The sequence below is a fragment of the Magnetospirillum sulfuroxidans genome (assembly GCF_018224925.1).
In the GTDB taxonomy this organism is placed as follows: Bacteria; Pseudomonadota; Alphaproteobacteria; order Rhodospirillales; family Magnetospirillaceae; genus Magnetospirillum; species Magnetospirillum sulfuroxidans.
The window spans coordinates 135,187-159,983 of the sequence record NZ_JAGTUF010000004.1; the positions used below are offsets into that span (position 1 = coordinate 135,187).

22 protein-coding genes and 1 pseudogene are annotated in these 24,797 nt (G+C 62.3%); 11 read left to right on the top strand and 12 right to left on the bottom strand.

Annotated features, from left to right (window positions below; all coding sequences use genetic code 11):
* Positions 1-52 precede the first annotated feature (52 nt).
* The 6 genes from KEC16_RS06730 to fliI form a co-directional block, all read right to left on the bottom strand.
* A complete protein-coding gene (locus tag KEC16_RS06730; protein ID WP_211547125.1) occupies positions 53-1,306 on the bottom strand; it encodes a NupC/NupG family nucleoside CNT transporter in 1,254 nt (417 codons plus the stop codon).
* A 5-nt stretch (positions 1,307-1,311) separates the two neighbouring features.
* Positions 1,312-2,421, bottom strand: a complete 1,110-nt coding sequence (locus KEC16_RS06735; protein ID WP_211547127.1) for a hypothetical protein — start codon at positions 2,419-2,421, stop codon at positions 1,312-1,314.
* Positions 2,422-2,478: 57 nt separating this feature from the next.
* Complete coding sequence (locus KEC16_RS06740; RefSeq protein ID WP_211547129.1) at positions 2,479-3,435, bottom strand: SAM-dependent methyltransferase; 957 nt, start codon at positions 3,433-3,435, stop codon at positions 2,479-2,481.
* Between the two features lie 37 nt (positions 3,436-3,472).
* Positions 3,473-4,249: a substrate-binding periplasmic protein gene (locus tag KEC16_RS06745; protein WP_211547131.1), complete on the bottom strand. Its 777-nt coding sequence runs from the start codon at positions 4,247-4,249 to the stop codon at positions 3,473-3,475.
* Positions 4,250-4,351: 102 nt separating this feature from the next.
* Positions 4,352-4,792, bottom strand: a complete 441-nt coding sequence (locus KEC16_RS06750; protein WP_211547133.1) for a flagellar FliJ family protein — start codon at positions 4,790-4,792, stop codon at positions 4,352-4,354.
* Between the two features lie 3 nt (positions 4,793-4,795).
* Entirely contained in the window at positions 4,796-6,148 is a 1,353-nt protein-coding gene (gene fliI / locus KEC16_RS06755; protein WP_211547134.1) for a flagellar protein export ATPase FliI, read from the bottom strand.
* A gap of 99 nt (positions 6,149-6,247) precedes the next feature.
* On the opposite strand from fliI, the gene ctrA reads away from it, so the two are divergent.
* From ctrA to KEC16_RS20265, 4 genes and pseudogenes are all read left to right on the top strand, one after another.
* Positions 6,248-6,949 (top strand): response regulator transcription factor CtrA, encoded by a 702-nt coding sequence (ctrA, locus tag KEC16_RS06760; RefSeq protein WP_211547136.1) that lies wholly within the window; start codon positions 6,248-6,250, stop codon positions 6,947-6,949.
* A 140-nt stretch (positions 6,950-7,089) separates the two neighbouring features.
* Positions 7,090-8,457 carry a glutamate--cysteine ligase gene (locus KEC16_RS06765; RefSeq protein ID WP_211547138.1) on the top strand — a complete coding sequence of 456 codons (1,368 nt, stop codon included), beginning with the start codon at positions 7,090-7,092 and terminating at the stop codon, positions 8,455-8,457.
* Between the two features lie 19 nt (positions 8,458-8,476).
* Positions 8,477-8,776, top strand: a complete 300-nt coding sequence (locus KEC16_RS06770; protein WP_211547140.1) for a chorismate mutase — start codon at positions 8,477-8,479, stop codon at positions 8,774-8,776.
* Positions 8,777-9,485: 709 nt separating this feature from the next.
* Positions 9,486-10,535: pseudogene (locus tag KEC16_RS20265) on the top strand (methyl-accepting chemotaxis protein); the annotation flags it as partial.
* Between the two features lie 146 nt (positions 10,536-10,681).
* Here KEC16_RS20265 and KEC16_RS06780 read toward each other — a convergent pair.
* On the bottom strand, positions 10,682-11,776 hold the full coding sequence (locus KEC16_RS06780; protein ID WP_428846054.1) for an alkene reductase: 1,095 nt from the start codon (positions 11,774-11,776) through the stop codon (positions 10,682-10,684).
* 95 nt (positions 11,777-11,871) lie between these two features.
* Here KEC16_RS06780 and KEC16_RS06785 point away from each other — a divergent pair, with 95 nt between their 5' ends.
* The gene (locus KEC16_RS06785) at positions 11,872-12,441 is read left to right on the top strand and encodes a hemerythrin domain-containing protein (protein WP_211547145.1); all 570 of its coding nucleotides are present in this window, start codon (positions 11,872-11,874) and stop codon (positions 12,439-12,441) included.
* 4 nt (positions 12,442-12,445) lie between these two features.
* Here the strand turns inward: KEC16_RS06785 and KEC16_RS06790 are convergent, their stop codons facing one another.
* The 3 genes from KEC16_RS06790 to KEC16_RS06800 all read right to left on the bottom strand — a co-directional run bounded on the left by KEC16_RS06790 (position 12,446) and on the right by KEC16_RS06800 (position 15,474).
* Positions 12,446-12,736: a BolA family protein gene (locus tag KEC16_RS06790; protein WP_211547147.1), complete on the bottom strand. Its 291-nt coding sequence runs from the start codon at positions 12,734-12,736 to the stop codon at positions 12,446-12,448.
* An 83-nt stretch (positions 12,737-12,819) separates the two neighbouring features.
* Complete coding sequence (locus KEC16_RS06795) at positions 12,820-13,764, bottom strand: hypothetical protein (protein ID WP_211547149.1); 945 nt, start codon at positions 13,762-13,764, stop codon at positions 12,820-12,822.
* A gap of 81 nt (positions 13,765-13,845) precedes the next feature.
* Complete coding sequence (locus KEC16_RS06800) at positions 13,846-15,474, bottom strand: methyl-accepting chemotaxis protein (RefSeq protein ID WP_211547151.1); 1,629 nt, start codon at positions 15,472-15,474, stop codon at positions 13,846-13,848.
* A gap of 299 nt (positions 15,475-15,773) precedes the next feature.
* Here KEC16_RS06800 and KEC16_RS06805 point away from each other — a divergent pair, with 299 nt between their 5' ends.
* The 4 genes from KEC16_RS06805 to KEC16_RS06820 all read left to right on the top strand — a co-directional run bounded on the left by KEC16_RS06805 (position 15,774) and on the right by KEC16_RS06820 (position 19,807).
* Positions 15,774-16,352, top strand: coding sequence for a J domain-containing protein (locus tag KEC16_RS06805; RefSeq protein WP_249208880.1), 579 nt, complete (start codon positions 15,774-15,776; stop codon positions 16,350-16,352).
* A 40-nt stretch (positions 16,353-16,392) separates the two neighbouring features.
* A complete protein-coding gene (gene cobS / locus KEC16_RS06810; protein WP_211547155.1) occupies positions 16,393-17,394 on the top strand; it encodes a cobaltochelatase subunit CobS in 1,002 nt (333 codons plus the stop codon).
* Between the two features lie 12 nt (positions 17,395-17,406).
* Positions 17,407-19,317: a cobaltochelatase subunit CobT gene (cobT, locus tag KEC16_RS06815; RefSeq protein ID WP_346344046.1), complete on the top strand. Its 1,911-nt coding sequence runs from the start codon at positions 17,407-17,409 to the stop codon at positions 19,315-19,317.
* Between the two features lie 172 nt (positions 19,318-19,489).
* The gene (locus tag KEC16_RS06820) at positions 19,490-19,807 is read left to right on the top strand and encodes a hypothetical protein (protein WP_211547157.1); all 318 of its coding nucleotides are present in this window, start codon (positions 19,490-19,492) and stop codon (positions 19,805-19,807) included.
* Between the two features lie 63 nt (positions 19,808-19,870).
* Here the strand turns inward: KEC16_RS06820 and galU are convergent, their stop codons facing one another.
* Both galU and KEC16_RS06830 read right to left on the bottom strand, forming a co-directional pair.
* Positions 19,871-20,746, bottom strand: a complete 876-nt coding sequence (gene galU, locus KEC16_RS06825) for a UTP--glucose-1-phosphate uridylyltransferase GalU (protein WP_211547159.1) — start codon at positions 20,744-20,746, stop codon at positions 19,871-19,873.
* A 102-nt stretch (positions 20,747-20,848) separates the two neighbouring features.
* Complete coding sequence (locus KEC16_RS06830; protein WP_346344047.1) at positions 20,849-21,811, bottom strand: TAXI family TRAP transporter solute-binding subunit; 963 nt, start codon at positions 21,809-21,811, stop codon at positions 20,849-20,851.
* A gap of 297 nt (positions 21,812-22,108) precedes the next feature.
* Here KEC16_RS06830 and KEC16_RS06835 point away from each other — a divergent pair, with 297 nt between their 5' ends.
* Together KEC16_RS06835 and KEC16_RS06840 are read left to right on the top strand one after the other, a co-directional pair.
* Entirely contained in the window at positions 22,109-22,966 is an 858-nt protein-coding gene (locus tag KEC16_RS06835) for a CHAP domain-containing protein (RefSeq protein ID WP_346344048.1), read from the top strand.
* An 83-nt stretch (positions 22,967-23,049) separates the two neighbouring features.
* Positions 23,050-24,762: a putative bifunctional diguanylate cyclase/phosphodiesterase gene (locus KEC16_RS06840; protein ID WP_211547163.1), complete on the top strand. Its 1,713-nt coding sequence runs from the start codon at positions 23,050-23,052 to the stop codon at positions 24,760-24,762.
* The last annotated feature ends 35 nt before the right edge of the window (positions 24,763-24,797 follow it).

Sequence of the window (24,797 nt, forward strand, 5' to 3'; positions counted from 1 at the left end):
GATGGACGGCTTGTAAACGGACTGAAAACAATTGCTTTTACAAGCAGAGCGGTCATAGCAGCACCCCGACCACCGCACCGGTCAGGCACGACGCCAAGGTTCCCGAAACAATCGACCGTCCCCCAAGCGCGACAATGTCGTCGCGCCGCGATGGCGCCATGGCCGACAGCCCGGCGATCATGATCCCAAGCGAGCCGAAATTGGCGAAACCGCACAGCCCATAGGTCATGATGACGCGCGAGCGTTCCGACAGCACGCCGGCCGGTAAATGGGCCAGATCCACATAGGCCAGCAATTCATTCAGCACCGTCTTGGTGCCCATCAGCGCCCCAGCCGCCACCATTTCCGACGCCGGAATCCCCATCAGCCAGACGATGGGGGCCATGACCCAGCCGAACAATCGCTGCAAGGTGACCGGCGCCCCGAACAGATCGGGAAACAGGCCGAGCAGGCTGTTGACCAACGCCACCAGCGCCACCAAGACGATGAGCATGGCGATGATGTTGATGAGCAAGGCGACCCCGTCGGTGGTGCCGCGCACCACCGCATCCATGGAGCTGCCGTAAGCCGTCGGCGCTTCGCCACCGCCGGTCCGGGTATCGTCGGGGACCATGATCTTGGCCACCATGACGGCGGCGGGCACGCTGATCAACGACGCCGTCAGCAGATGGCCGACCGGATCGGCAATCACCCCGGTCAGGAACGTGGCGTAAAGCACCATCATGGTGCCGGCGATGGTGGCCATGCCGCCGGTCATCACCACGAACAGCTCGCCCCGGGACATGGTCGCCATATAGGGGCGGATCAGCAGCGGCGCCTCGACCATGCCGACGAAGGCATTGGCCGCTGACGACACCCCGACCGCGCCGCCCAGGCCCAGGCTGCGTTCAAGCAGCCGCGAAAAGCCTTTGACCACCAGCGGCAGGATGCGCCAGTGATACAGCAGCGCCGACAGCGCGCTCATCAGCAAGACCAGCGGCAGCGCCTGAAAGGCCAAGACAAAGCCGGCGGCCGGATCGGTGATTGAAAACGGCGAGCGCCCCCCGCCGACATACCCGAAAACAAAGGAGGTGCCGGCGATCGTCGCCGATTGCACCGCCGCCACCACCCGGTTCAGTCCCAAAAACAGCGTCTGCGACAGCGGGAATTTCAGCAACAAGGCGGCGATGAGAAATTGCAGGAGCAATCCAGCCACCACCACCCGCCACGAAACGTGGCGGCGTTGCTCGGACAAGGCCCAGGTGATGGCCACCAATCCGGCAATCCCGACGATGCTTTGAATCGCGGCGCCAAACTCCGCTGCCATCACATTCACGGACGCGGCTGCTTGGCCAGCCATTCCATCACGCCGGGGACCATGGATTTGCAGGTCAGGGCAAAGGACGTCATCAGCTTGTCCTTTTCCTGGCTCATGTGCAGCAGGTTGTCGACCACCTTGCGCAAGATGTCTTTGCCCAGATTGGGGTGCCCCAGGACCACGGGCGCCTTATTGCCAAAGGCCTGGCGCAGCGAGGTGACCAGAACTTCCGCCTTGTCGATATTCAGGCGCTGGATTTCCTCAAGGTTTTCGGCGGCGATATAGCAGAGAACCTCGCCATAGACCTTGGCGTTGGCCTTGTCCAGGGCGGCGACGACGTTAAAGAACGCCTTGTCGCGGGCGAAGAAATCCCAGGCGTGATCTTCCAGCAACTTGCGGTAAAATTCGTACATCTCGCGGTTCCAGACGGCGACGCCGGCGATCGCCTGGGGCCGGTTCAGCAAGATATCGACGAAATCGGGACCGGCGGCAGCCTTGACCTTGGTCAGCACTTCCGGGCTGAACGTCCCCACCGTGGCCACCGATTCGGCGCTGCGCAGCGCTAAAATATCCTCTTCGATGGCCATCACCTGCTGGTAATGCAGATGCTGGCGATAGGCCTCCAGCAACGGCAATTGCCAGCCAAAGGCGATATAGCGCATCAATTCGCGGACCTTGCGTTCTTCCACCGGATCGGCGGCGACGCGGGTGACCTCGACCTGCTCGGTCTTTTTGATCAGGCCAAACAGCGCCTTTTTGGTCACCGTCTCGGTCACCGTCTGCGGCGTCTTTTCCGCCTCGAACACTTTTTTGGCGCAGGTGCGCACCAACAATTGCTGAATTTGATTGAGCGAGACATTGCAGACCAGAATCTGGTCGTCGTCGCGCACCGGCTTGCCCCCCTTGGCAATCACGATGTCGTCGCACTCGGCCCGATGCTCGATGAACACCGAGATGAAATGTTCCAGCGGCTGCGGATGGGCGATCAAATCCTGATAGCTGAGGCCAGGATCGATCAGACTCGCCTGCTGGAAGCGGGCCAACACCCTTTTGAGGCCGTCGATGATAGCCTTCTTGGTGGGGCCGTCGATGTCAACCGGCGGCGGCAGAGTGATGGCGTTCATGTGATAAAGAACCTTGGATTAAGCCCGAACCCCAATGGTTTACCGCGTCCACCCTTCCTAGGCAACATTGCCTTCGTTTTGATCCTTAAGAAGGAGCCAAGTCAGTTCATGTTTGTTGTGGGACAAATGCATGAGTTTCGAGCCGGGAATGGCGGCGAAGGCGGCGGCGGTGGCGTGGTCGGTCTCGCCCTGGAACTTGATGGTGCACAGGAAATTCCGCACCAAACCGCTGTCTTGCCAATTCCGCACCAGCCGGTACAGCCGCTCGGGATAGCAGATGATATCGGAAAACAGCCAATCCACCGGCCCGATACTGGCGGGATCAAGACCAAAGGCGCTTTCCTGGCGGATGGAAACCCCGGGCATGGCCACCACGCGCGGGTCCAACGGCGCCTTGTCGATGGCGATCACCGACGCCCCCAACGACGCCAAAACCCAACTCCAGCCGCCCGGACAGGCGCCCAGGTCCAGACAGGTCTCGCCCGGTCCGGGGGCACGGCCCAGCACGGTGAAGGCATCCCATAATTTCAGATAGGCGCGGCTGGGCGGATTGACCCGGTCCTCGATCAGCTGACATTCGCCGTTGGCGAAGGGCGACGAACAGACCGGCGCCGCCAATAATGTGTGTTCGTCCAGCAAGGTGAACGACCCCAAGGGGGCGCTGGGGGCCTTTTGGCCAAATTCCAGCGGCTTGGCCGACACCTTGGGCAATTTATCCACCATCAGCGCCGTGCGCCGATGCAGCCCCGGCGCATAGGGCCACCAGTTGCGCTGAATGGCCTTCAACGCCCGCGCCCCCTCGCCAATGGAAGCGACGGGAATGCGCAGCACGTCGTGCCAGACATTCTGCGCCCAGGCAGCCGGCTTGGCCGGACCGGGGGAAAACAACAGCCGGCCATGCTCGGCGACGATATCGCCCAGTTCATGGCGCAACTCGGCCTCGAACCCCTCGGGGGCCAGATAGCCGGTCCAGCCGGTGGGCTGAGGCGGAGAAGAAAGAGCGTCGTGGATCATGGTGCGGGCTCTATAGCACAGCCGCGCGCCGAAAACCTCATCGGCTCGATTGCGCCAGATTGCTTTCCATCTGCGACAGGTAAGAGTTGACGATGCGGTCGAATTCGCCGCTGGCCCTCAACTGCGCCAGCCCGTCGTTGAAGCGGGCGCACAATGCCGGATCGCGAAAGGCCACTTGGTACGGGGTGGGGGGAAAAACCTCGTGCAGACGCAATTTCTGCGTCACGTCCACCCGGCTGCGCACGTCGGTTTGACCGGCAAACCAGCGAAAGATGTTATCGTCGGCCACCACCGCCTGCACCCGCCCGCTATACAGCAGCAAGGCCTGGACCGCCTGATTGGCTTCCTCGCGGTAGCTGGCGGCGGTATTGGTGGCGCGGGCGTAATCCTCGCCCAGATAGATGTGCGCGTTTTGGAACGCGACCACCGATTTGTCGGCCAGATCGGCGACCGAGTCGATGCGCAGGTCGTCCTTGGCCAAGGTGATGACGTAATTGTGATAGGTGACGTGGGATTGGGAATAACACGCCGCCACCCCGGTGCCCGGCTGCATGGTCAATGCCGCCTCGACATCGTTCGATTGCATTTCCTTGGGCACACGGGCCAGCACCGTCAGCTTGGGCACCATGGTCAGCCCGACCTTGGCCAGGGATTGGCGCACCACGTCATATTCGATGCCGCGCCAGCCATCGGCGATGACATAAGGCGGCACCGAACGCGGCACCGCCACGGTGATGTCGCGCGCTTGCGCCCCACCACAGGCCAGCATCGCCGCCACCCCGGCGCCGACAATCTGCATTGCAGCGTTTTTCATCGCCTTATCTCCCCCCCGTTCGGGCGAGTTTAGCGGCTTCGCCTTGTGCGCAGAAACCAGCTTTATGGTGTAAACGGCGAATTATTGGGAAAGCGGGAAATCCTACTCCGCCTCTTCCGTTTTACGGCGGTGCTGGGTCATGCCGACCTCGTCGAGGAAAATCTGTTCCTTGTGGTCGGCCTCTTCCTGTTCGCGTTTCTCGCGATTGGCTTGGGTGACTTCATAGGTTTTTTGGGTGCGAAAGGCCTCGGCCAGTTCGTCGCGGGCGATTTCGACCTGTTGGCGGATGGTGTTGAGACGGGCGAACAAATTCTGCCGCTGCACCATCCAGGCGCGGTGATACGCACCGTACATGAAGCCGATGCCGGTGGCGTCGGCGGCGGCCAATTCCTGTTCCTGGCGCAACCGCACCTCGGATTGCAGGATGTCATGCAGGGTTTTTTCTTCCTGACTCTGGAGCGCGGTCAGCACCCGCCGCTTTTCATCCACTTCGAACTTGGCCAGACGGATCAGCGTCTTCAAGCCTTTTGCCGGCTTGGCCATGGCTTAGCGCCGGCCCATTCCATCGCCGTCGAACGGCATGCCCAACACCTGGGCCAGCTGGGCATAGCAATCGTGCAACGAGGTGGCGTCCTTCTTGCCCTGGGTCAGCAGTTTTTCCAGCATGGGGTAATAATGGACAGCCTCATCCACCGCCGGATCGGTGCCCTTGCGATAGGCGCCCAGGCGGATCAGCTCGGCCATGTCTTCATAGGTGGCCAGCAGCTTGCGGGCGCGGCTGACCAGGGCGTTTTCCTGTTCGTTGTTGCAGCCCGGCATGGTGCGCGAGACGCTGCGCAAAATATTGACCGCCGGATAGCGGCCACGATCGGCGATGGCGCGGTCCAGCACGATGTGGCCATCCAAGATCCCGCGCACCGCGTCGGAAATGGGTTCGTTGTGGTCGTCGCCATCGACCAGAACGGTGAACAGACCGGTGATCGAGCCCTTGCCGGTGCCCGGCCCGGCGCGCTCCAGCAGACGCGGCAACTCGGCGAACACGGTTGGGGTATAGCCCTTCGAGGCCGGCGGCTCGCCCGCCGACAGGGAAATTTCGCGCTGGGCCATGGCGAAGCGGGTGACCGAATCCATCATGCACAGCACGTCCTTGCCCTGATCGCGGAAAAATTCCGCCACCGACAGGGTCAGATAGGCGGCTTGACGCCGCATCAGCGGACTTTCGTCCGAGGTCGAGACCACGATGACCGAGCGTTTCATGCCCTCGGGGCCAAGATCATCCTCGATGAACTCACGCGCTTCGCGGCCTCGTTCGCCGATCAGGCCGATGACCGAAACATCGCATGACGTGTTCTTGGCCATCATCGACAAAATCGACGATTTGCCGACGCCGGAACCGGCGAAAATGCCCATGCGCTGCCCCCGACACATGGTCAGGAAGGTGTTGACGGCGCGCACCCCCAGATCGACCTTGCCGGAAACGCGTTGACGGGCATGGGCTGAAGGCGGGGTGGCGCGGATGGGATAGGAATCGTCGCCCATGGGCAGCGGCCCCAGGCCATCCACCGGTTGGGCGAAAGCATTGATGACCCGGCCCAGCCAGGCCTCGCAGGGGTGAACCACCGGATCGGTTTCGTGGACTTCGGTGCGACACCCCAGGCCGATGCCGTCAATGGCGGTGAACGGCATCAGCAAGGCGCGGCCATTGCGGAACCCCACCGCCTCGCACGGGACCCGCCGCCCATCACGGGCGACAACGTGGCAGCGATCCCCGACGGAAATCTGGCGTTGCACGCCGCCAGCCTCGACCAACATGCCCTGAACCCCGGCCACACGCCCGTAAACCTGGACGTTGGGAAGGCGGTCGATATCGGAGATGACGTTGCGAACCTGAAATTTCAAGGCGATATCCCATCTTGTTGGGCGCTTGCCGACTTGCAGTCGCCAGCTTACCCCCGTATGGTTACTCAATCCTCAAGAAGTCGGTACGGGGTACGGGGAATGCGTGTGCTGGTGGTCGAAGACGACCGGATGATGGCTCAGGTCATCGAGACCATGCTCAAGGCCGAGGGAATGGTGGTCGACACCACCGCTCTGGGCGAGGATGGGCTTGAGATCGGCAAGCTGTACGATTACGACATCATCCTGCTGGACCTGATGCTGCCGGACATGGACGGCTATGAGGTGCTGCGCCGCCTGCGCGCCTCGCGCATTGAAACGCCGGTGCTGATCCTGTCGGGCTTGACCGAGCCGGACAAGAAGATCAAGGGACTGGGCTTCGGCGCCGACGATTACCTGACCAAGCCCTTCGACAAAGGCGAATTGGTCGCCCGCATTCAGGCCATTGTCCGCCGCTCCAAGGGCCACGCCCAATCCATCATCAAAACCGGCAAATTGTCCGTCAATCTGGACCAGCGCACCGTCGACGTCACCGGCGACCCCTTGCACCTGACCGCCAAGGAATATGGCATCTTGGAATTGCTGTCCCTGCGCAAGGGCCAGACCCTGACCAAGGAACAATTCCTCAATCATCTCTATGGCGGCATCGACGAGCCGGAACTGAAGATCATCGACGTCTTCATCTGCAAATTGCGCAAGAAATTGTCCACCGCCACCGGCGGCGACAATTACATTGAAACCGTCTGGGGACGCGGCTATGTGCTGCGCGACCCCGACGGCCTGGGTCATGCCCACGCGGTTTAATTTTTTTCATTCCCCCAGGATGCGCAACGCCAGCTTGCCCCCATATGATGGGGAAATGCGGGCTTGACGCTGCAAACGCGAAAGCGTTTGCTGAGTGTCGGCTTGTTCCCTGCCCCCCATGTCGCCAAGGTCCACCCTTCATGTCAGCACCCGCCAAACCCAGCGCCGAGCCCATCACCGCGCGCGCGCAACTGGTCGATTGGCTGGCCTCGGGCAGCAAGCCGTCATCGCATTGGCGCATCGGCACCGAACACGAAAAGTTCGCCTTCACCACCGACGATTTGCGACCGCTGCCATACGAAGGCGAGCGCGGCATCCGCGCCTTGCTTGAGGGCATGACCCAATTCGGCTGGCGACCGATCGAGGAAGACGGCCACGTCATCGCCCTGATCGACGATAGCGGCGCCTCGGTGACGCTGGAACCGGGCGGACAGGTGGAATTATCAGGCGCGCCGCTGGAAGATATCCACCAAACCAATTGCGAGACCTATACCCACCTCAAGCAGGTCAAGCAGGTGGCTCAGGGCTTGGGCATCGGTTTTCTCGGCATGGGCTTTCAGCCGAAATGGGGGCGCGCCGACACCCCGTGGATGCCCAAGGGCCGCTACCAGATCATGCGCGATTATATGCCCAAGCGCGGGGCCAAGGGCCTGGACATGATGCTGCGCACCTGCACCGTGCAGGTTAATCTGGATTTCGCCAACGAAGCCGACATGGTCAAGAAGTTCCGGGTTTCGCTGGCCCTGCAACCCCTGGCAACGGCGCTGTTCGCCTCCAGCCCGTTCATCGACGGCAAGCCCTCGGGCCTGTTGTCGTCGCGGTCGGATGTGTGGACCGATACCGACCCCGACCGCTGCGGCATGCTGCCCTTCGTCTTCGAAGACGGCTTCGGCTTTGAGCGCTATGTGGATTACATGCTCGACGTCCCCATGTATTTCGTCTATCGCGACGGCAAATACATCGACGCCTCGGGCCAGTCATTCCGCGATTTCCTCGCCGGGCGGCTGCCGGCCCTGCCGGGCCAGGTGCCGACCATCGGTGATTGGGCCGATCACATGACCACGGCCTTCCCCGAAGTGCGGCTGAAGAAGTTCCTGGAAATGCGCGGCGCCGATGGCGGGCCGTGGCGGCGTCTGGCGGCGCTGCCGGCCTTTTGGGTCGGCCTGCTTTACGACAGCGCCGTCTTGGATGCCGCTTGGGACGTGGTCAAGGATTGGTCCTTGCCCGAACGCGAGCAATTGCGCACCGACGCCCCACGCCTGGGCTTGCGGGCACAGGTCGGCGGCCGCAGCCTGCGCGACATCGGCGTCGAAATCCTGGCCCTATCGGCGCAGGGCTTGCGCAACCGCAAGCGCTGCAATGATTCGGGCCGTGACGAAAGCATCTATCTCGACACCTTGCAGGCCATCGCCGCCTCGGGCCGCACTCCGGCCGAAGAAATGCTGGATGCCTATCAGGGGCGCTGGAACCACAGCGTCGATCCGATTTTTTCCGAATACGCTTATTAAGAACAAAGGGGACGCGACCATGGCAAAGTGCCAAAATCTGGCTGACGTGCGGGAAAACATCGACCGCCTGGACCGTCAGATCGTGCCGCTTTTGGCCGAACGTGCCGATTACGTGCGACAGGCCGCCGGCTTCAAGCAGACCAAGGCCGCCGTCGTTGACCAAGACCGCATCGAGGCCATTGTCTTGAAGGTCCGCCACATGGCCATGGAAGAAAGCTGCGATCCCGACGTCATCGAGCGCATCTATCGGTCGATGATCGACGCCTTCATCATCTTCGAAAGCCGCGAGTGGATGCATCTGCACGAGACCAAAGAGTAACGCAAAAGGGTCACTTAAGAGTCCGTTAACCTTCACTGTTGCACCGCAACATCAGCGCATAGAATCCGACTCCTCCGAAAGCTGAAATCGTGGGGGCGTCATGCGGCTTCATTCCTTGTCCATCGGCCAGCGCATGCTGGGCGGCTTCGCCGTTGTTCTGGTCATTTTGTCGATGGTTTCCGGCTTCGCCCTCCATGGCATGGGCCGGGCCGACGACCATCTCGACCAATTGCGCCAAACCCAGCGCGTCGTCTTGGCCGCCAATCAGGTCGAGCGCGAGTTCCTGGTGCTGCGCCGGGCCTTGCGGGAATATTCCCTGGAAGCCACCCCGCAGACCCAAGCCACCCTGACCGGCGCCGACGAAGCCTTGGCCAGCGCCATTGCCGCCCTGGTGCGACAAGACGAAAATGACAGCCGCCTCAGCGAACTCAAACGCATCTTCGCCGATTACCGCGCGGGCATGGCGGTCCTGGTGGCGGAAATCAACACCAGCGGCGCCATGTCCTCCGCCAGCTATGATCGCATGCTGGATCTGGGCAACCGCACCACCACCCTGGTCGGGCAAATCGGCACCGAGTATCAGGCTCTCTCCGAGCGCCAGGGCGAAGCGGCGGAACAGACATCCCATGCGGGCCGCGACCGCGTGCTGGTGGGAACGGTTCTCGCCCTGATCGCCGGCATCGTCCTGGCTTCGGCCCTGACCCGCGCCATCGCCGGCCCGTTGCGGCAGATGACCAACGCCATGAACGCCCTGGCCCAAGGCAACCTGTTCGTCGATATCCCGGCGTGGCGCCGCTCGGACGAGGTCGGGGCCATGGCCCAGGCCATGGATGTGTTCAAGCAAAATGCCTTGGGCCTGGAAAAAATGCGTCTGGAACAGGAAGAAGCCAAAAGGCGGGCCGAAGCCGAACGCACCCAAGCCCTGCGCGACATGGCCCGCGTGTTCGAGGAACGGGTGTCCAGCGTGGTCACCCAGGTGTTCGCCTCGGCCAATACCTTGCGCGGGGCGGCCGAAAGCATGAACAGCGGCGCCAGTCACGCCGGCCATCACGCCGTCAGCGTGGCGCAATCGTCGGAACAAGCCTCGGCCGGCGTGCAAAACGTCGCCACCGCCACCGAGGAATTGGCCGCATCGATTCGTGAAATCGCCCGCCAGGTCACCTTGTCCGCCGATACCAGCCGCATGGCGGTCGCGGAAGTGGACACCGCCATGGCCAGCGCCGACCAACTGGCCGAAGTGGCCCGGCATATTGGTCAAGTGGTCACCCTGATCAACGAAATCGCCGGCCAGACCAATCTGCTGGCGCTCAACGCCACCATCGAAGCCGCCCGCGCCGGCGAGGCCGGCAAGGGTTTCGCCGTGGTCGCCAACGAGGTCAAGTCCTTGGCCAATCAGACCACGCGGGCCACCGCCGAAATCGCCACCCAGATCGACCAGATTCGCGGTGCCGCCCATGCGGTGGTCGGCGTCATTGGCGGTATCGGCCAGACCATCCGCACCTTGGATGGGATTTCCCAAGGCATCGCCGCCGCCGTCGAAGAACAAGAAGCGGCGACAGCGGAAATCGCATCCTCGCTGGAACGGGTGGCCGGCAGCGCCCAGGCCGTCAGCGACAGCATCACCCAGGTCAGCCACGCCACCGAAACCAACGCCAGCACCGCCGAAACCGTGCTGGTGGCGGCCAATGACCTTAATGCCCAGTCGCAAACCCTGGGCGAGGCGGTGGACGGCTTCTTGTCCACCGTCCGCGCCGCCTGAACGGCCGGCGATCATGACGCCGCGCCGCCACGGGCTTGAACGCGATTATCCGTATCCGTGCCATCCCCTACCGCCCCGACTCCGGCCTTATGGCCGGGGCCGGGGCCAAGGTCGGGGCCAAGGTCGGGGATGGAGCGGCGCTGTGCTTACGCCGGTAGAGACGGATAATCCACATACCCTTCACGGCCGCCACCATATAACGTGGCCCGGTCCAGGCTGTTCAGGTCCGCACCCTGACGCAGGCGGCGGACCAGATCGGGGTTGGCGATGAAATCGCGCCCGAACGACACCAGATCGGCGGCATGGCTGTCGATGGCCGCCTTGGCGCTGTCCACGTTCAGGCAGTTATTGGCCATATAGACGCCGCTGAAACGGCGGCGAAGGGCGGCGAAATCCACCGCCGGGTTGGTGTCCCGAGTCTGACCGGTGAGACCTTCGATCATGTGGATATAAACCGGACCGATGGCGTTGAGCTTGTCCACGGCCATCTCGAACAAGGGCTGCGGATTGCTGTCGGCGCAATCATTGATGGGACCGGCCGGCGAGAGCCGCACGCCGACGCGATCGCGTCCGATTTGGTCGCAGACCGCCTGCGTCACCTCGGCCAGCAAGCGGGTGCGGTTGTCGATAGAGCCGCCATAAGCGTCGTCGCGCTTATTGGCGCCATCCTTCATGAACTGATCGATCAGATAGCCGTTGGCGCCGTGGATTTCCACGCCATCAAAGCCAGCGGCCCGAGCATTGGCGGCGGCGCGGCGAAAATCGTCGACGATGCCGGCAATCTCGGACACTTCCAACGCCCGCGGCGCCGACACCGCTTCGAAACCCTGCCCCAGATAGGTCTTGGTCTCGGCGGTGATGGCCGAAGGCGCCAGCGGCGCCGCCTGCCCCGGCAACAACGAAACATGGGATATCCGCCCCACATGCCACAATTGCATGAAGATACGGCCGCCGGCCGCATGGACGGCGGCGGTGACCGGCTTCCAGCCCTCGACCTGTTCGGCGGAATGAATGCCCGGCGTCGCCAGATAGCCCTGGCCCATGGGACTGACCTGCGAGCCTTCGCTGACGATCAGGCCGGCACTGGCCCGCTGCGCATAATATTCGGCGGTCATCGGCGCGGCGACGTTGCCGGCGCCAGCGCGGTTGCGGGTCAGCGGCGCCATAACCAGGCGGTTGGAAAGCTCTAAACCACCAAGACGGAACGGCTGAAACAGCGGATGAATATCGGCGTTGGTCACGCGCATCTCCTTTGCGATACAGTTTGTCGGCTTGACTGGTGAAAATGTGTATTATAATGTTCGTTAATCTTATCGTATAGCGCGGATTTCCTATCATGAGCGCCTTGCAAATTATCAAATCAGAACACCGGAATTTGTACCGCGTTCTTCACGTTCTGCGCAGCGTCGGCTTCGCCATGCGCGATGGTCAAAGCTTCGACACCGCCTTGCTGGCCGCCATCATCGACTATATCGACGCCTTCCCGGAACGCTTCCACCACCCCAAGGAAAACGAATATCTTTTCAAAGCCTTGCGCCGGGTGTGCTCGGTGGCTGAAACCACCTTGGCCGAGTTGGAAAAGGAACACCACGAAGGCCCCGAGGAAATCGCCCGCCTGCGCGCCGCCTTGGCCGAGATCGATGCCAATGTTGCCGGCGCCCCCGCCCGTTTCGCCGAAATGCTGATCGTTTACGCCGAAATGAGCATGGGCCACATGCACAAGGAAGAAAGCATCATCCTGCCGCTGGCGGCCAAGGAACTGAGCCCCGAGGACTGGGGCGCCCTGGATGCCGCTTTCGCCGATAACCGCGACCCGCTGTTTTCCGAGGACGCCCGCGAGGAAATGCGGTCGCTGTACAGCCGCATCGTCGCCCTGGCGCCGGCTCCGTGGGGCGTCGGCGGCTAAGAGGTTAAGCTTCGTCTGGGGTTTTCGTCACCAATTGCAGGGCATGGACCGGACCGGCCAATTCATCGGCCAAGACGGTGTTGACCATGCGGTGACGTTCGACCCGCGACTTGCCGGCAAAGGCTTGGGCGACAATGGCGACCTTGAAATGGGTTTCGCCGACATGGTCGGCGTGGCCCGGCTCGGTCATGCGATGGGCATGGCCGGCATGACGATGGGAATCGTCGATGATCTCCAGGCTTTGCGGCGTCAGGGCCGAGGTCAACTTGCTTTCGATGGCGGCACGAACCGACATGAGGACATCCTTTCGCCGATGGAAAGCAGGATCTGGGGGGGAAAACCACCAGCGTCAAGCCCCGCCCGGCAAAAAGCCGGCACTCACAGCCAGTGGGAAACGACAATCCGGCCCTTGATCAATCCGGTCGGCGTGCGCTCCTCCATCGAGGTTTTTTGCGCGAAGCGCAACCCATCGACGGCGACGTCGGCAACGTTCTGGTCGGCGACGCTGGGCACGCCATGGAACGTCCCCTGACCCCCGAAAAAATAATGGGCATCCTGAATTTCGCGTTCTTCCTCGGTAACCTCGCCCAGGGTGGTGGTTTTGTCATAGGCGCCGACGACGATGCCGGGCTGGTCGTCGAAAGCGTCATCAATGGCAATGAAGACCAGGGTACACAGACCGGCGATGGTGTATGGCACCCGATCTTTCAGCGGCACTTTTTGCTGGCCCTGAACCCAAGCCATCACCTTGGCGCTTTCCCCCGCCCAATCAATCGCCGCATCCAGAATGGAGGCACCCCCCGCCCCCTTGCGCGCCATTATCAGGGCGAAATGCAGGCAATTGGCCGGACTGGTCCGCGGCGCGCTTTTCTTCGCCGTGGCCTTGGTTTTTTCCAGCACTGCTTGGCGGATGATTCCTTCAAAGGCCATTTTTTTGACCGTCGCATTGCCCTCCTTGTTCGCGGCCGCCTGTTGGGCGGCGGCAATGATCTCGTCCTGCAACGTGACGTCGCCGATGCCCGCCATCTTCAGCTTCATCCGCACGGAGGCGAAAGGATCCTTGGCCGGAACGTTCACCTTCATCTCCATTGCCTGCAAGCAGCGACCAGGGACGAGCGGCCGGGCGGCGGCGGCCGGGCCGAAGCGGGTGGGCGGAATGGCGGCGGCGGTCTTGGCCTGCACCGTCATCGCCGGAGCGGAACCGTAGCGGGTGGGCGGAATGGCGTGACCGGCCACCGGCTTGACTGGCGCAGCCCGAACAGGCTGCGCCACCGCGGCGGCAGGGGCGGGATAGCGAGTCGGCGGAATCGGATGCCTGGCCATGGAGCTTCTCCGGCGGAAACGAACACCGGAGAAGCTAACATGGAAAGCGGCGCAGAGCCGCAACAAGCGCAACTTAGGCGATCAAGCCGCCCGCACCGAGTGCAGGAAGTTTTGCACTTCGGCCCGCAACCTTTCGCTTTGGCTGCCCAGCAATTCGGCCGCCGACAGCAACCCCTCGGCCGCTTGCGCGGTTTCGCCGGCGGCTTCGCGGACAGTGCTGATATTGCGCGAGACACTGTTGGTGCCCTCGGCCGCCAATTGGACGTTGCGGCTGATTTCCTGGGTTGCCGCGTTCTGCTCTTCAACCGCGGCCGCGATGGCCGAAGCGATTTGGTTGATATTGGTGATGGTGCCGCCCATGCCCTCGATCGACGTCACGGTCGCCCGCGTCTCGGCTTGAATGCCGTTGATCTGGGAGCCGATTTCCTCGGTCGCCTTGGCGGTCTGATTGGCCAGCGCCTTGACCTCGTTGGCGACCACGGCGAAACCCTTGCCGGCATCGCCGGCGCGCGCCGCCTCGATGGTGGCGTTCAACGCCAGCAAATTGGTCTGGCTGGCGATGTCGTTGATCAGCTTGACCACCTCGCCGATGCGGGCCGCCGCCTGGGACAGCCCCTGCACCATCTCGTTGGCGCGGCCGGCCTCGGTCACCGCTTCGGCGCTGATGTCGGATGACCGCGTGACCTGTTGGCCGATCTCGCTGATCGCCGCCGACAATTCCTCGCTGGCGGCGGCCACCGTCTGCACGTTGGCCGAAGCCTCTTCCGCCGCGCTGACCACCTGAGTGGCGCTTTCACGGCCGATGGCGGCGGTTTCCCGCATTCCTTGGGCGATGGAGCGCAGATTGCCGGCGGCACTGACCACGGCGCCGACGATATCGCCGACACTGGCTTCGAAGCTGTCGGCGACACGAGCCATGCCGGCGACGCGCTCGGCTTCGGCCCGCTTGGCCGCCTCTTCCTGTTCGGCTTCCAGTCGCACCTTGTCGCGAGCATTGTCGCGGAACACCAGCAGGGCCTTGGCCATGCCGCCGATCTCGTCGCCGCGATCATCGCCGACCACCGGGCTATCGACATCCCCCGTCGCCAAGCCATGCATGCGCCGTGTCAAGCCCCCCAGCGGCGAGACCACCGAATGGATCGCCAACCAGGCCAACGTCAAACCAATAACGATGACAAGAGCGGCAACCATGCCCATTTCCAGGGCCAGACCACGGACCATCTCATCGACGTCATCGACATAGACACCCGTTCCGACCACCACATTCCAGCCCTTGGCGAGTTGGGCGTATGACACCTTGGGAGAAGGTTTGTCCGATCCTGCCCGGATCCAACTATACGACACAAAACCACCGCCTTGCTGGGCGGCCTTGATCAGGTCCAAGGCGAAGGAAACGCCGTTGGCGTCCTTGACCCCGGCCATGTTTTTCCCGATCATCGCCTTGTTGGTGTTCACCAAAGTGGTCCCATCCAGGGCGGTGACGAAAACGTAGTCGCCTTTTCCAAAGCGCATGCCGTCAAGGGCCAGGAACGCGAGACGGCGGGCCTCGTCCTCGGACAGGCGCCCGGCTTCGACTTCTTGACGATAGTTGGCCATGACGCCGATAGCGGTCTCGACGATGTCTTGGACCTTGGCCTGATGCTCGTCCATCACCGATGCCGAAATCAGCTTCAGGCTGTATCCCGCCATCAGCACGAAGGCGACAATCAAAAGAATGACTGGCGACCAGATTCGAACACTAATAGATGCATTCCGTAAATTCATGGCAACCCCCGCCTTTGATCCACTAAAGCGAATGTCAGCCGACATTAGTAGTGGGCTTAGTTAAATTAGACAAAACTAACCATAAAGCCATACAAACGAAAAGCTATATTTGCCAGAATCTTAATGGTTACCATCAACCGGTTTGATCTTCGCGCCTCGACACGCAACAGGTGGCAAAGCATGCCTTTTGTATGCCAGATTATCCTCACCTTGCCTCGCTCGCCGCCGCCCATCATTATAGGCGGATGAAAGCCAACGCTTCGAAACGCGCGTGGTCGAACAGGTCCCCCGAACCGCCGCCGCAAGCGGCAACGCGGACTTGCGACCACCCTGAGTGCACCGCCGCCGGCGAATACCGGGCGCCGCGGGCCCGCGACCAATTGAATCAGTATTACTGGTTCTGCCTGAACCATGTCCGCGCCTATAACGCCTCGTGGGATTTCTACAAAGGCATGACCGCCAGCGAGATCGAGGACGAGATCCGCCGCTCGACCACCTGGCAACGCCAGACCTGGCCGCTGGGGGCCAAAACCGGCAACAAGCACTTTACCTTTTCCATGCACGACCCCTTGGGCGTGTTCGAGGAAGAGGCGGAAGAGATGAAAAAAGCCCGCACCCGCCCCCCTTCCCCGGAAGAAGAAGCCCTGCGCGTCCTGGGGTTGACGGAAATGCCATCCGTTGCCACCCTGAAAGCGTGTTACAAGAAACTGGTCAAAAAGCATCATCCCGATGCCAATGGCGGCGACAAGGATGCCGAGGAGACCTTCAAACAGATCTCTTTGGCCTATAAGGCCTTGCTTGACAGCCTGACCGCTGAAGACTGAACGCCGGACTCGACCGGCCAAAAGGGAAAAGCTCACCATCATGACCGCGAATACTGCCAGCCCGCTCGCTTCGGACCACCCGCTCGCCATGCCCGACATCACCTTGAACGTCCGTGACGTTTTCGGCCTCGACGTCGATCTGAGCGTCCCCGCCTTCAGCGTCGGCTCGGAACACGTTCCGGACATTGATCCCGCCTATCGCTTCGACCGCGACACCACCTTGGCCATCCTTGCCGGTTTCGCCTTTAATCGCCGCGTCATGGTTCAGGGCTATCACGGCACCGGCAAGTCCACCCATATCGAACAAGTGGCGGCGCGGCTGAACTGGCCATGCATCCGCGTCAATCTGGACAGCCATGTCAGCCGGATCGACCTGATCGGCAAGGACGCCATCGTCTTGAAGGACGGCAAGCAGATCACCGAATTCCGCGAAGGCATCCTGCCGTGGGCGTTGCAGCATCCCTGTGCCCTGGTGTTCGATGAATACGATGCCGGCCGCCCCGACGTCATGTTCGTCATCCAGCGCGTGCTGGAAGTCGAGGGCAAGCTGACCCTGCTGGATCAGAACCGGGTCATCCGCCCGCATCCGGCCTTTCGCCTGTTCTCCACCGCTAACACCGTCGGCCTGGGCGACACCACCGGCCTGTACCACGGCACCCAGCAGATCAACCAAGGCCAGATGGACCGGTGGAACATCGTCGCCACCTTGAACTACCTGGAACACGACGCCGAATGCGCCATCATCGCCGCCAAGCTGCCGACATATGACACCGACGAAGGCCGCACCCAGATCAGCCGCATGGTGTCGCTGGCCGATCTGTCACGCCAAGGCTTCATGAATGGCGACATTTCCACGGTGATGAGCCCACGCACGGTGATCACCTGGGCCGAAAACACCAGCATCTTCGGCGATATCGCCTTTGCCTTCCGCCTGACCTTCCTCAACAAATGCGACGAGGTCGAGCGCCCGGTCATCGCCGAATATTATCAGCGGTGCTTTGGCGTCGAACTGCCCGAAACCTTGGCGCGGGTCGCCCTATAAGGAGGCTGGCTGGTGCCCGAGCGCAATTCAGCCCCGCCGTCGTCATCGACGCCAGCGCGGGAAGAAAGCCCCGCCGACACCATGAAGCGGGCCACCGCCATGGCGTTGCGCGCCATTGCCGGCCGCGCCGATCTGGATATCGGCTATTCGCCCGGCGCCGCCAGCGTCCGCGGCGTCGAAATCAAGCTGCCGAGCCCGCAAAAGAACCTGACGGCGGGCGATCTGGTGCGCCTGCGCGGGACCGCCGATGCGGTGGCGCTGCGTTTTCGCTATCACAATGACGCCGTCCACGCCCGCCGCATGCCGCCCGACCCGCAGGCCCGCAAGGTCTATGAGGCGGTGGAACAGGCCCGCATCGAGGCGTTGGGGGCGCGGCGCATGGCCGGCGTCGCCGAGAACATCGCCGGGGTGCTGGAACAACGCTGTCGCGCCGAAGGTCTGGACCGCATCACCAAGCGTGACGACATGCCCTTGGCGGAAGCCATGCGCTTCATCGCCCGCGAACATTTCACCGGAGCCGAACCGCCGGCGGCGGCGGAACGCGCCGTCAATCTGTGGCGCCCCTTCATCGAGGAAAAAATCGGCGGCGGCCTGGATCGGTTGAAAGACCTGATCGCCGACGAAGACGGTTTCTCCGGCGGGCTTAAGGATCTGCTGTTCCAATTGGATATTTTCGCCGACAGCGAACTGGAATCGGAAGAAAAGCAATCGGACGAAGAAGGCCAGGACGCGCGCGAGGGCCAATCCGAAGGATCCAAGGACAAGGAAAGCGACAGTCAAAGCCAGGGCCAACAGGGCGAGGGCCAACCCAAGGCGGCCCCCAGCGCCGCCGAAGGCTCGGGCGAACAAGACGGGCTGGAAAGCGCATCCGAGGAAGTGCTGATGGCCGGCGCCGGCACCGAGGAAGCCGGCGGGCCATCGCGCCAGCGCCAGAATTTCACCCCGCAAGCCGGGGCCAATGGCGAAAAGCCCTATCACCCCTATACCACCAAATACGATCAAGTGATCGTGGCGGAAGAATTGTGCGAGCCGGAAGAACTGAGCCGGCTGCGCAATCAACTTGACCAGCAAATGAGCCATTTGCAGGGCGTAGTCGCGAAACTGGCCAACCGCCTGCAGCGCAAATTGATGGCGCAGCAAACCCGCTCTTGGGCTTTCGACCTGGAAGAAGGCATGCTCGATACCGGCCGCTTGGCCCGGATCGTCGCCAATCCCACCCACTCGCTGTCGTTCAAGATCGAAAAGGAAACCGATTTCCGCGATACCGTGGTGACGCTGCTGATCGATAATTCCGGCTCCATGCGCGGCCGCCCGATCACCGTCGCCGCCATGAGCGCCGAGATCCTGGCCCGCACCTTGGAACGCTGCGCCGTCAAGGTCGAGGTTCTGGGCTTCACCACCAAGGCGTGGAAAGGCGGCCAAGCACGCGAGCAATGGCAAGCCGACGGCAAGCCGCAACAGCCCGGCCGCCTGAATGATCTGCGTCACATCGTCTACAAGGCCGCCGACGCCCCCTGGCGCCGCGCCCGCAAGAATCTGGGGCTGATGCTGCGCGAAGGCATCTTGAAGGAAAACATCGACGGCGAGGCGTTGCTATGGGCGCATGACCGCCTGATGGGACGCAACGAACAACGCCGCATCCTGATGGTGATTTCCGACGGCGCCCCGGTCGACGATTCCACCTTGTCGGTCAATTCCGGTAATTACCTGGAAAAGCATCTGCGCGACGTCATCGACTATGTGGAAACAAAATCGCCGGTGGAACTGATCGCCATCGGCATCGGTCACGACGTCACCCGCTATTACCGCCGCGCCGTCACCATCATGGACGCCGAGGAGCTGGGCGGCGCCGTCATGCGTCAACTGACCGCTTTGTTCGATGAAGAAGAGGTGACAGGGCCAATCCGGCCTGGACACAGATAGATATTGAATGTACACCTTTGTCTAAACAATCAGTATGACCAAAGACTTAAAACGCTCCATGGCTCAGCCTTGGGGCGTTCTGTTTTTTTCCAACCGGATCGATACCCCGCACGGCCCCAATTCGTGCTATAATTTATCGGTTAATTATCGACGGTGAGGTGAGGAGGCAACCATGCCCGTCTCGACCGTGACCTCCAGCGTTTCGTCGCAAGTGACCTATCCGGTCATGGTGAACGGCTTCCTGTGCTACAGCGCCGCTGAAGTGCAGGCGGTTCGCCGCGGCCAATCGCCCGACTCGGTCAAGCCCGGCGCAGCCCCCAGCGCCAACGGCGAAGCCGCCGCCGCGCAGGCGCAAGTTCAGGCTCAGGCTCAGGCGCTGACCGAAGCGCAAAACCGCATTGCCCAATTCGCCCAAGCCCCGCAAGACGTCATCCGCCAAGCCCAGCAACAAGGCGCCCCGCGCGGCGGCATCGTCGATATCTACGCCTGACAGCAAAAAAAGCCCGCCGGTCGTTGATCCGGCGGGCTTAAGGCGGGGGGACAATCGGAAAAGTCAGGCGACGCGGCGGCCGGTCATGCCCTGAATATGGGCGTGAATGGCGGCGGCGGTATCGGGGTGGGCCAGGGCTTGATCGATGATCGCCTGAACATAGCCGGCCTTGGTCCCGCAGTCGTAACGGGCGCCGACAAAGCGAAACCCGGACAGCCCGACCTGGGCGATGGTGGCGGCGATGGCGTCGGTGAGCTGGATTTCTCCCCCCTGGCCTTTTTGCTTACGTTCCAGAGCGTCGAACACCACCGGATCAAGGATATAGCGACCGATCACCGACAAGGTCGACGGCGCTTCGTCCGGCGTCGGCTTTTCCACCATGCCGCGGGCCCGGGCCACTTGGCCGTTTTCCTCGATGACGTCCAAGATACCGTAGCGATTGACGTGCTCCACCGGCACGTTCTCCACCGCCACCAAATGGCCACGGGTGATTTCCCACTGCTTGACCATCTGCGCCAGCGCGCCGGGCTTGCCGAGAATAAGATCATCCGGCAGCAGCACGGCGAAAGGATCGTTGCCGATCACCGGTCGGGCGCACCACACCGCATGGCCAAGACCCAAGGGGGCCGGCTGACGAACAGCGGTGATGGTCACCCCTTTGGGGCAGGTCGAGCGGGCGATTTCCAGCAATTCCAGCTTGCCGCGTTCCTCCAACTGGCGTTCCAGTTCGGGCGAGCGGTCAAAATGGTCAACCAGCAATTCCTTGCCCTTGGCGGTCACCAGAACGATGTCGGTGATGCCGGCCTCGGCCGCCTCTTCCACCGCGTACTGGATCAGGGGCTTATCCACCACCGGCAGCAGCTCCTTGGGCAGCACCTTGGTGGCGGGCAGAACACGGGTGCCCATACCGGCGACAGGAAGAACGGCCTTGCGGATCATGGTCAACTCTTTGGTTCGAGTGTTTCGATGCCGGCAACAATGCCCGGTCATCGTGTCGCGACCATGACGCGATTATGGCGAATCGGGGGCGCAGCCCCCTGATTACTTCAATCCGGTCTCGCCATAGAATTTGTCGGCCCCATCATGCAGGGGAATGGGAATGCCATCGCGGGCGCTGTCGGCCTTGGTCAAGCCGCGCAACACCGGATGCAGATGGGTGAGCGCGGTGAAATTGGCATGAATGGCCTTAAGCCAGTCATGCGTCGTCTCCCCGCTCATGCGGGTCGTGCTGACCAGCAGGGCGCGGACCTGAAGACTGGCGATGTCGTCCTTCACTCCGTCATAGCTTCCCTTGCGCACGCTGGCATGGGTCACCCAGGCATGGTGCTTGAGAAAGGATTCCAAGGTCTTCGATTTGATGGCGATGGGCTGGGCGTCACATTCGCTCACCGCCATTTCCGCCTCCGGCATGGGGTGAAAGCCGGTATAGATGGCGGCGTCGATATTGCCCTCGCACAATTCCGGCGTCTGTTCCGACAATTCCAGCTCGACCGCCGGAGCCAAATCGCCTTCGGACAGCCCAGCGGCGTCCAAAGTAGCTTCGGCCATGGCCCGCTGGAACGAACCGGGCCGCCCCAAATTGACCCGCTTGCCCTTAAGATCGGCAAGGCTTTCAATGCCGGCGCCTTGCCGCGCCAGCACCAGCACCGATTCCCCCGGCAAACTCATGATCGCCCGCAATTCAGCGAAGGGACCGATCTCTTTGAACGGCCCTGTCCCGGCCTGGGCGAATTGGGCGGCTTGGGCCTGAACCACGGCAAGCTCGACGGTGCCAGCCCGCAAGGCGGCCAAATTGGCGGCCGAGCCCGACGATGGCAACACCGCGCACGTCTGCCCGCCCGGAGCTTCCTTATTCAGCACCCGACACAAGGCGCCAGCCGCCGGATAGTAATACCCGGTCACCTCGCCCGAGCCGATCAAGACCGGCCGACCGGTCTCCGCCCAAGCAGGAACCGAGGCGAACCCCGCCGCCACAAGCATGCACACCGCCACCAATCGCCCCACGGGTCACCCCTTTCGTCGTCAAAAAAGCTCAATATTGTGTGGGCGGCGATCATAGACGGAACCGAGGCTGGACCGAAAGCCCCCTTAGCCGAAAAACCTATGCCGATGGTATCGTAAAACCCTATAGCACGGTCAAAACGAAAGGAATTTCCCTAAAAAGCGATTCAAAAGGGTTGCTATCGGCTTTTCAAATGGACACAATCGGCCCGGTTCATAAGGCCAGATCAATGGCTTCGTCGGTGTGACGGCGATAAATGAAGGGGAGAGGGAATAATGCAGAAAGGCTTGCTCGCGCTTGTGACTGCCGTCGTGCTGTCCGCCCTCGCGGTTCCCGCCCAAGCCATTCAATGCGTTCCCTATGCCCGCCAAATCTCCGGTATTGATCTGCAAGGCGATGCCTGGAAGTGGTGGAATGCCGCCGCCGGTCGCTATGATCGTGGCCGCACCCCCAAAAACGACGCCGTCATGGTTTTCGGCCGTCAGGGCTCCATGCGTTTCGGCCATGTCTCGGTGGTCAACAAGGTCGTCAACAGCCGGATGATCCTGGTTGATCACGCCAATTGGGCCCCGGTCCGCAGCGCCGGTCGCGGCGCCATCACCAAGCTGGTGCCGGTGCTCGACGTTTCGCTCAAGAACGATTGGACCACGGTCCGCGTTTGGTACGAACCCAGCAGCAGCTTCGGCAGCAAGGTCTATCGCACCGATGGCTTCGTCTACAACCCTTCGCGCCGCACCACCCCCACCAAGAACGCCCTGCAAAGGGTTGCCCTGACCCGCTCGGCCCTGGCGGTCTCCGCCGCCGAACGCGACATGACGGCCGAACGCTCGGTTGTCGCGATCGACGTTCCGGCCAAGCCCGAAGAAATTAAGGCCCCGGTTGTGGCCAAGGCCAGCGAACCGACCGCCGCCCCGGTTGTCGTTGCCGCCCCGGTTGTCGTTGCCTCCTCGGTTACCGCCACCGCGCCCGCTCCGGTCGCCCCGATTGCGCCCCCGGCCGCCCCGGTCGCCGTCGCTGCCGCCCACACCGCGGAACTGCCGGCCCCCGCCGCGCGCTCGACCTCGGTTCAGGTTAACGACAATCTCGGCACCGCCATCGTCGTCGCCAAGAATTCGTTCGGCCCGCGCGGTTCCGCCTCGAACTTCATGTTCAACTAACCTCTTCACCCAAGACGCTTTTACGACCTGACCCTTTGGACTAAGATTGTTGACTCAGTGTCACATCTTTGGTCCCGATGGTTATGTCCCCTTCCCTTCCGGCTTCGGCTTCATTGTCACCGATCCAATTATTGGATCTGGTCGATGACGTCTTGTGCCTATGCGACGGCGACACCATCGTCTGGATCAACGAATCGGGCGCCAGCCAATTGGGCGGCAGTCGCCAAAAGCTGATCGGCACCTCTTTTCGCCACTTGCTGCATCCCGATCATCGCCGCCACCTCGATGACGGTCTCGGCGCCCTCGCCGACGACCCCAAGGGCCTCCCCATGATCCTGGCCCGTCCCGATGGCGGCACCATGGCCGCCTTGGTGCTGTCGCGTTGCTTTGGCGACAATGTTTACGGGGTGGTGTTGCGCGATCTGACGGGACGCATGCCCGCCTGGGACACCCTGGTCCGCGCCGTCACCCGCTTGGAAGAACGCGCCCGCGACCTCAGCCGTCAGGCCAGCTTCGATTCGCTCACCGGCCTGCCCAACCGCACCCTCTTCATGGACCGGCTGAATCAAGCCGTGCATCAGGCCGAACGCAACGGCCAGATGGTTGGACTTATGTTCATCGACCTTGACGGCTTCAAACTGGTCAACGACACCCTGGGCCACGACATGGGCGACCTGCTGTTGCAGGAAACCGGCCGTCGGCTGGCCGCCTGTATCCGCTCTGGCGACACGGTGGCGCGGTTGGGTGGGGACGAATTCACCGTGCTCATGCCCAATCTGGGCACCTATCAAAATGCCCCCGCCGTTGCCGGCCGCATTCTCGACACCTTGAAAAAGCCGTTCGATCTGGCCGGGCGCGAAGCTTTTGTCTCGGGCTCCATCGGCATCACCGTCTTTCCCGACGACGCCGCCGATGCCCTGTCCATGCTGAAAAACGCCGACGCCGCCATGTATCGGGCCAAGGAACACGGCAAGGCCAATTTCCAGTTTTTCACCACGGATATGAATGCGGCGGTGGAAGAACGCCTTGCCATCAAGACCGGCCTCAGCCAGGCGCTGGAACGGGGCGAGATGACCTTGGCCTTCCAGCCCAAACTGGACCTGAAAACCGGCGCCTATACCGGGGTCGAGGCCCTGTTGCGCTGGAATGCCGCCGCATTGGGCCAAGTGTCACCGGCCAAGTTCATTCCCGTGATGGAAGAATCCGGGCTGATGGGGCGTGTTGGCGAATGGGCCATCGACGCCGCCTGCCGGCAATATCGCGACTGGCTCGACCACGGTAAAACGGCGCCACGCATCGCCATCAACCTGTCGGTGCGGCAATTGCGGGCGGCGGGGTTCGTCACCCTGGTCAAGAGGGCGCTGGAACGCACCGACGTCCCGGCCTCGGCCCTGGAATTCGAAATCACCGAAGGCATGGTCAGCCGCGACAGTGATAGCGCCGTGGCCATTTTGCGCGAATTAGCCGATATGGGGATCGGTCTGGCCATGGACGATTTCGGCACCGGCACCTCGTCGCTGTCGGTCATCCGCCGCTTTCCCATCGATTCGATCAAGATCGACCGCGCGTTCATCGCCGATATCGCCACCGATGCCAGTTGCCTGGAAATCACCCGCGCCATCATTTCCATGGGCCACGCCCTGGGCCGGCGCATCATCGCCGAAGGGGTGGAAACCACGGATCAAGTCGTGGTGCTGCGCCAACTCGGCTGCGATGAAATCCAAGGCTATGTGCTGGCCCCGCCGGTCCCCGCCGATCAACTGGCCGCCCTGCTGACCACCCCCTCGCACGTATAGGTGCGGCGCACAACCGCCCCTTTCGGGTGGGATTA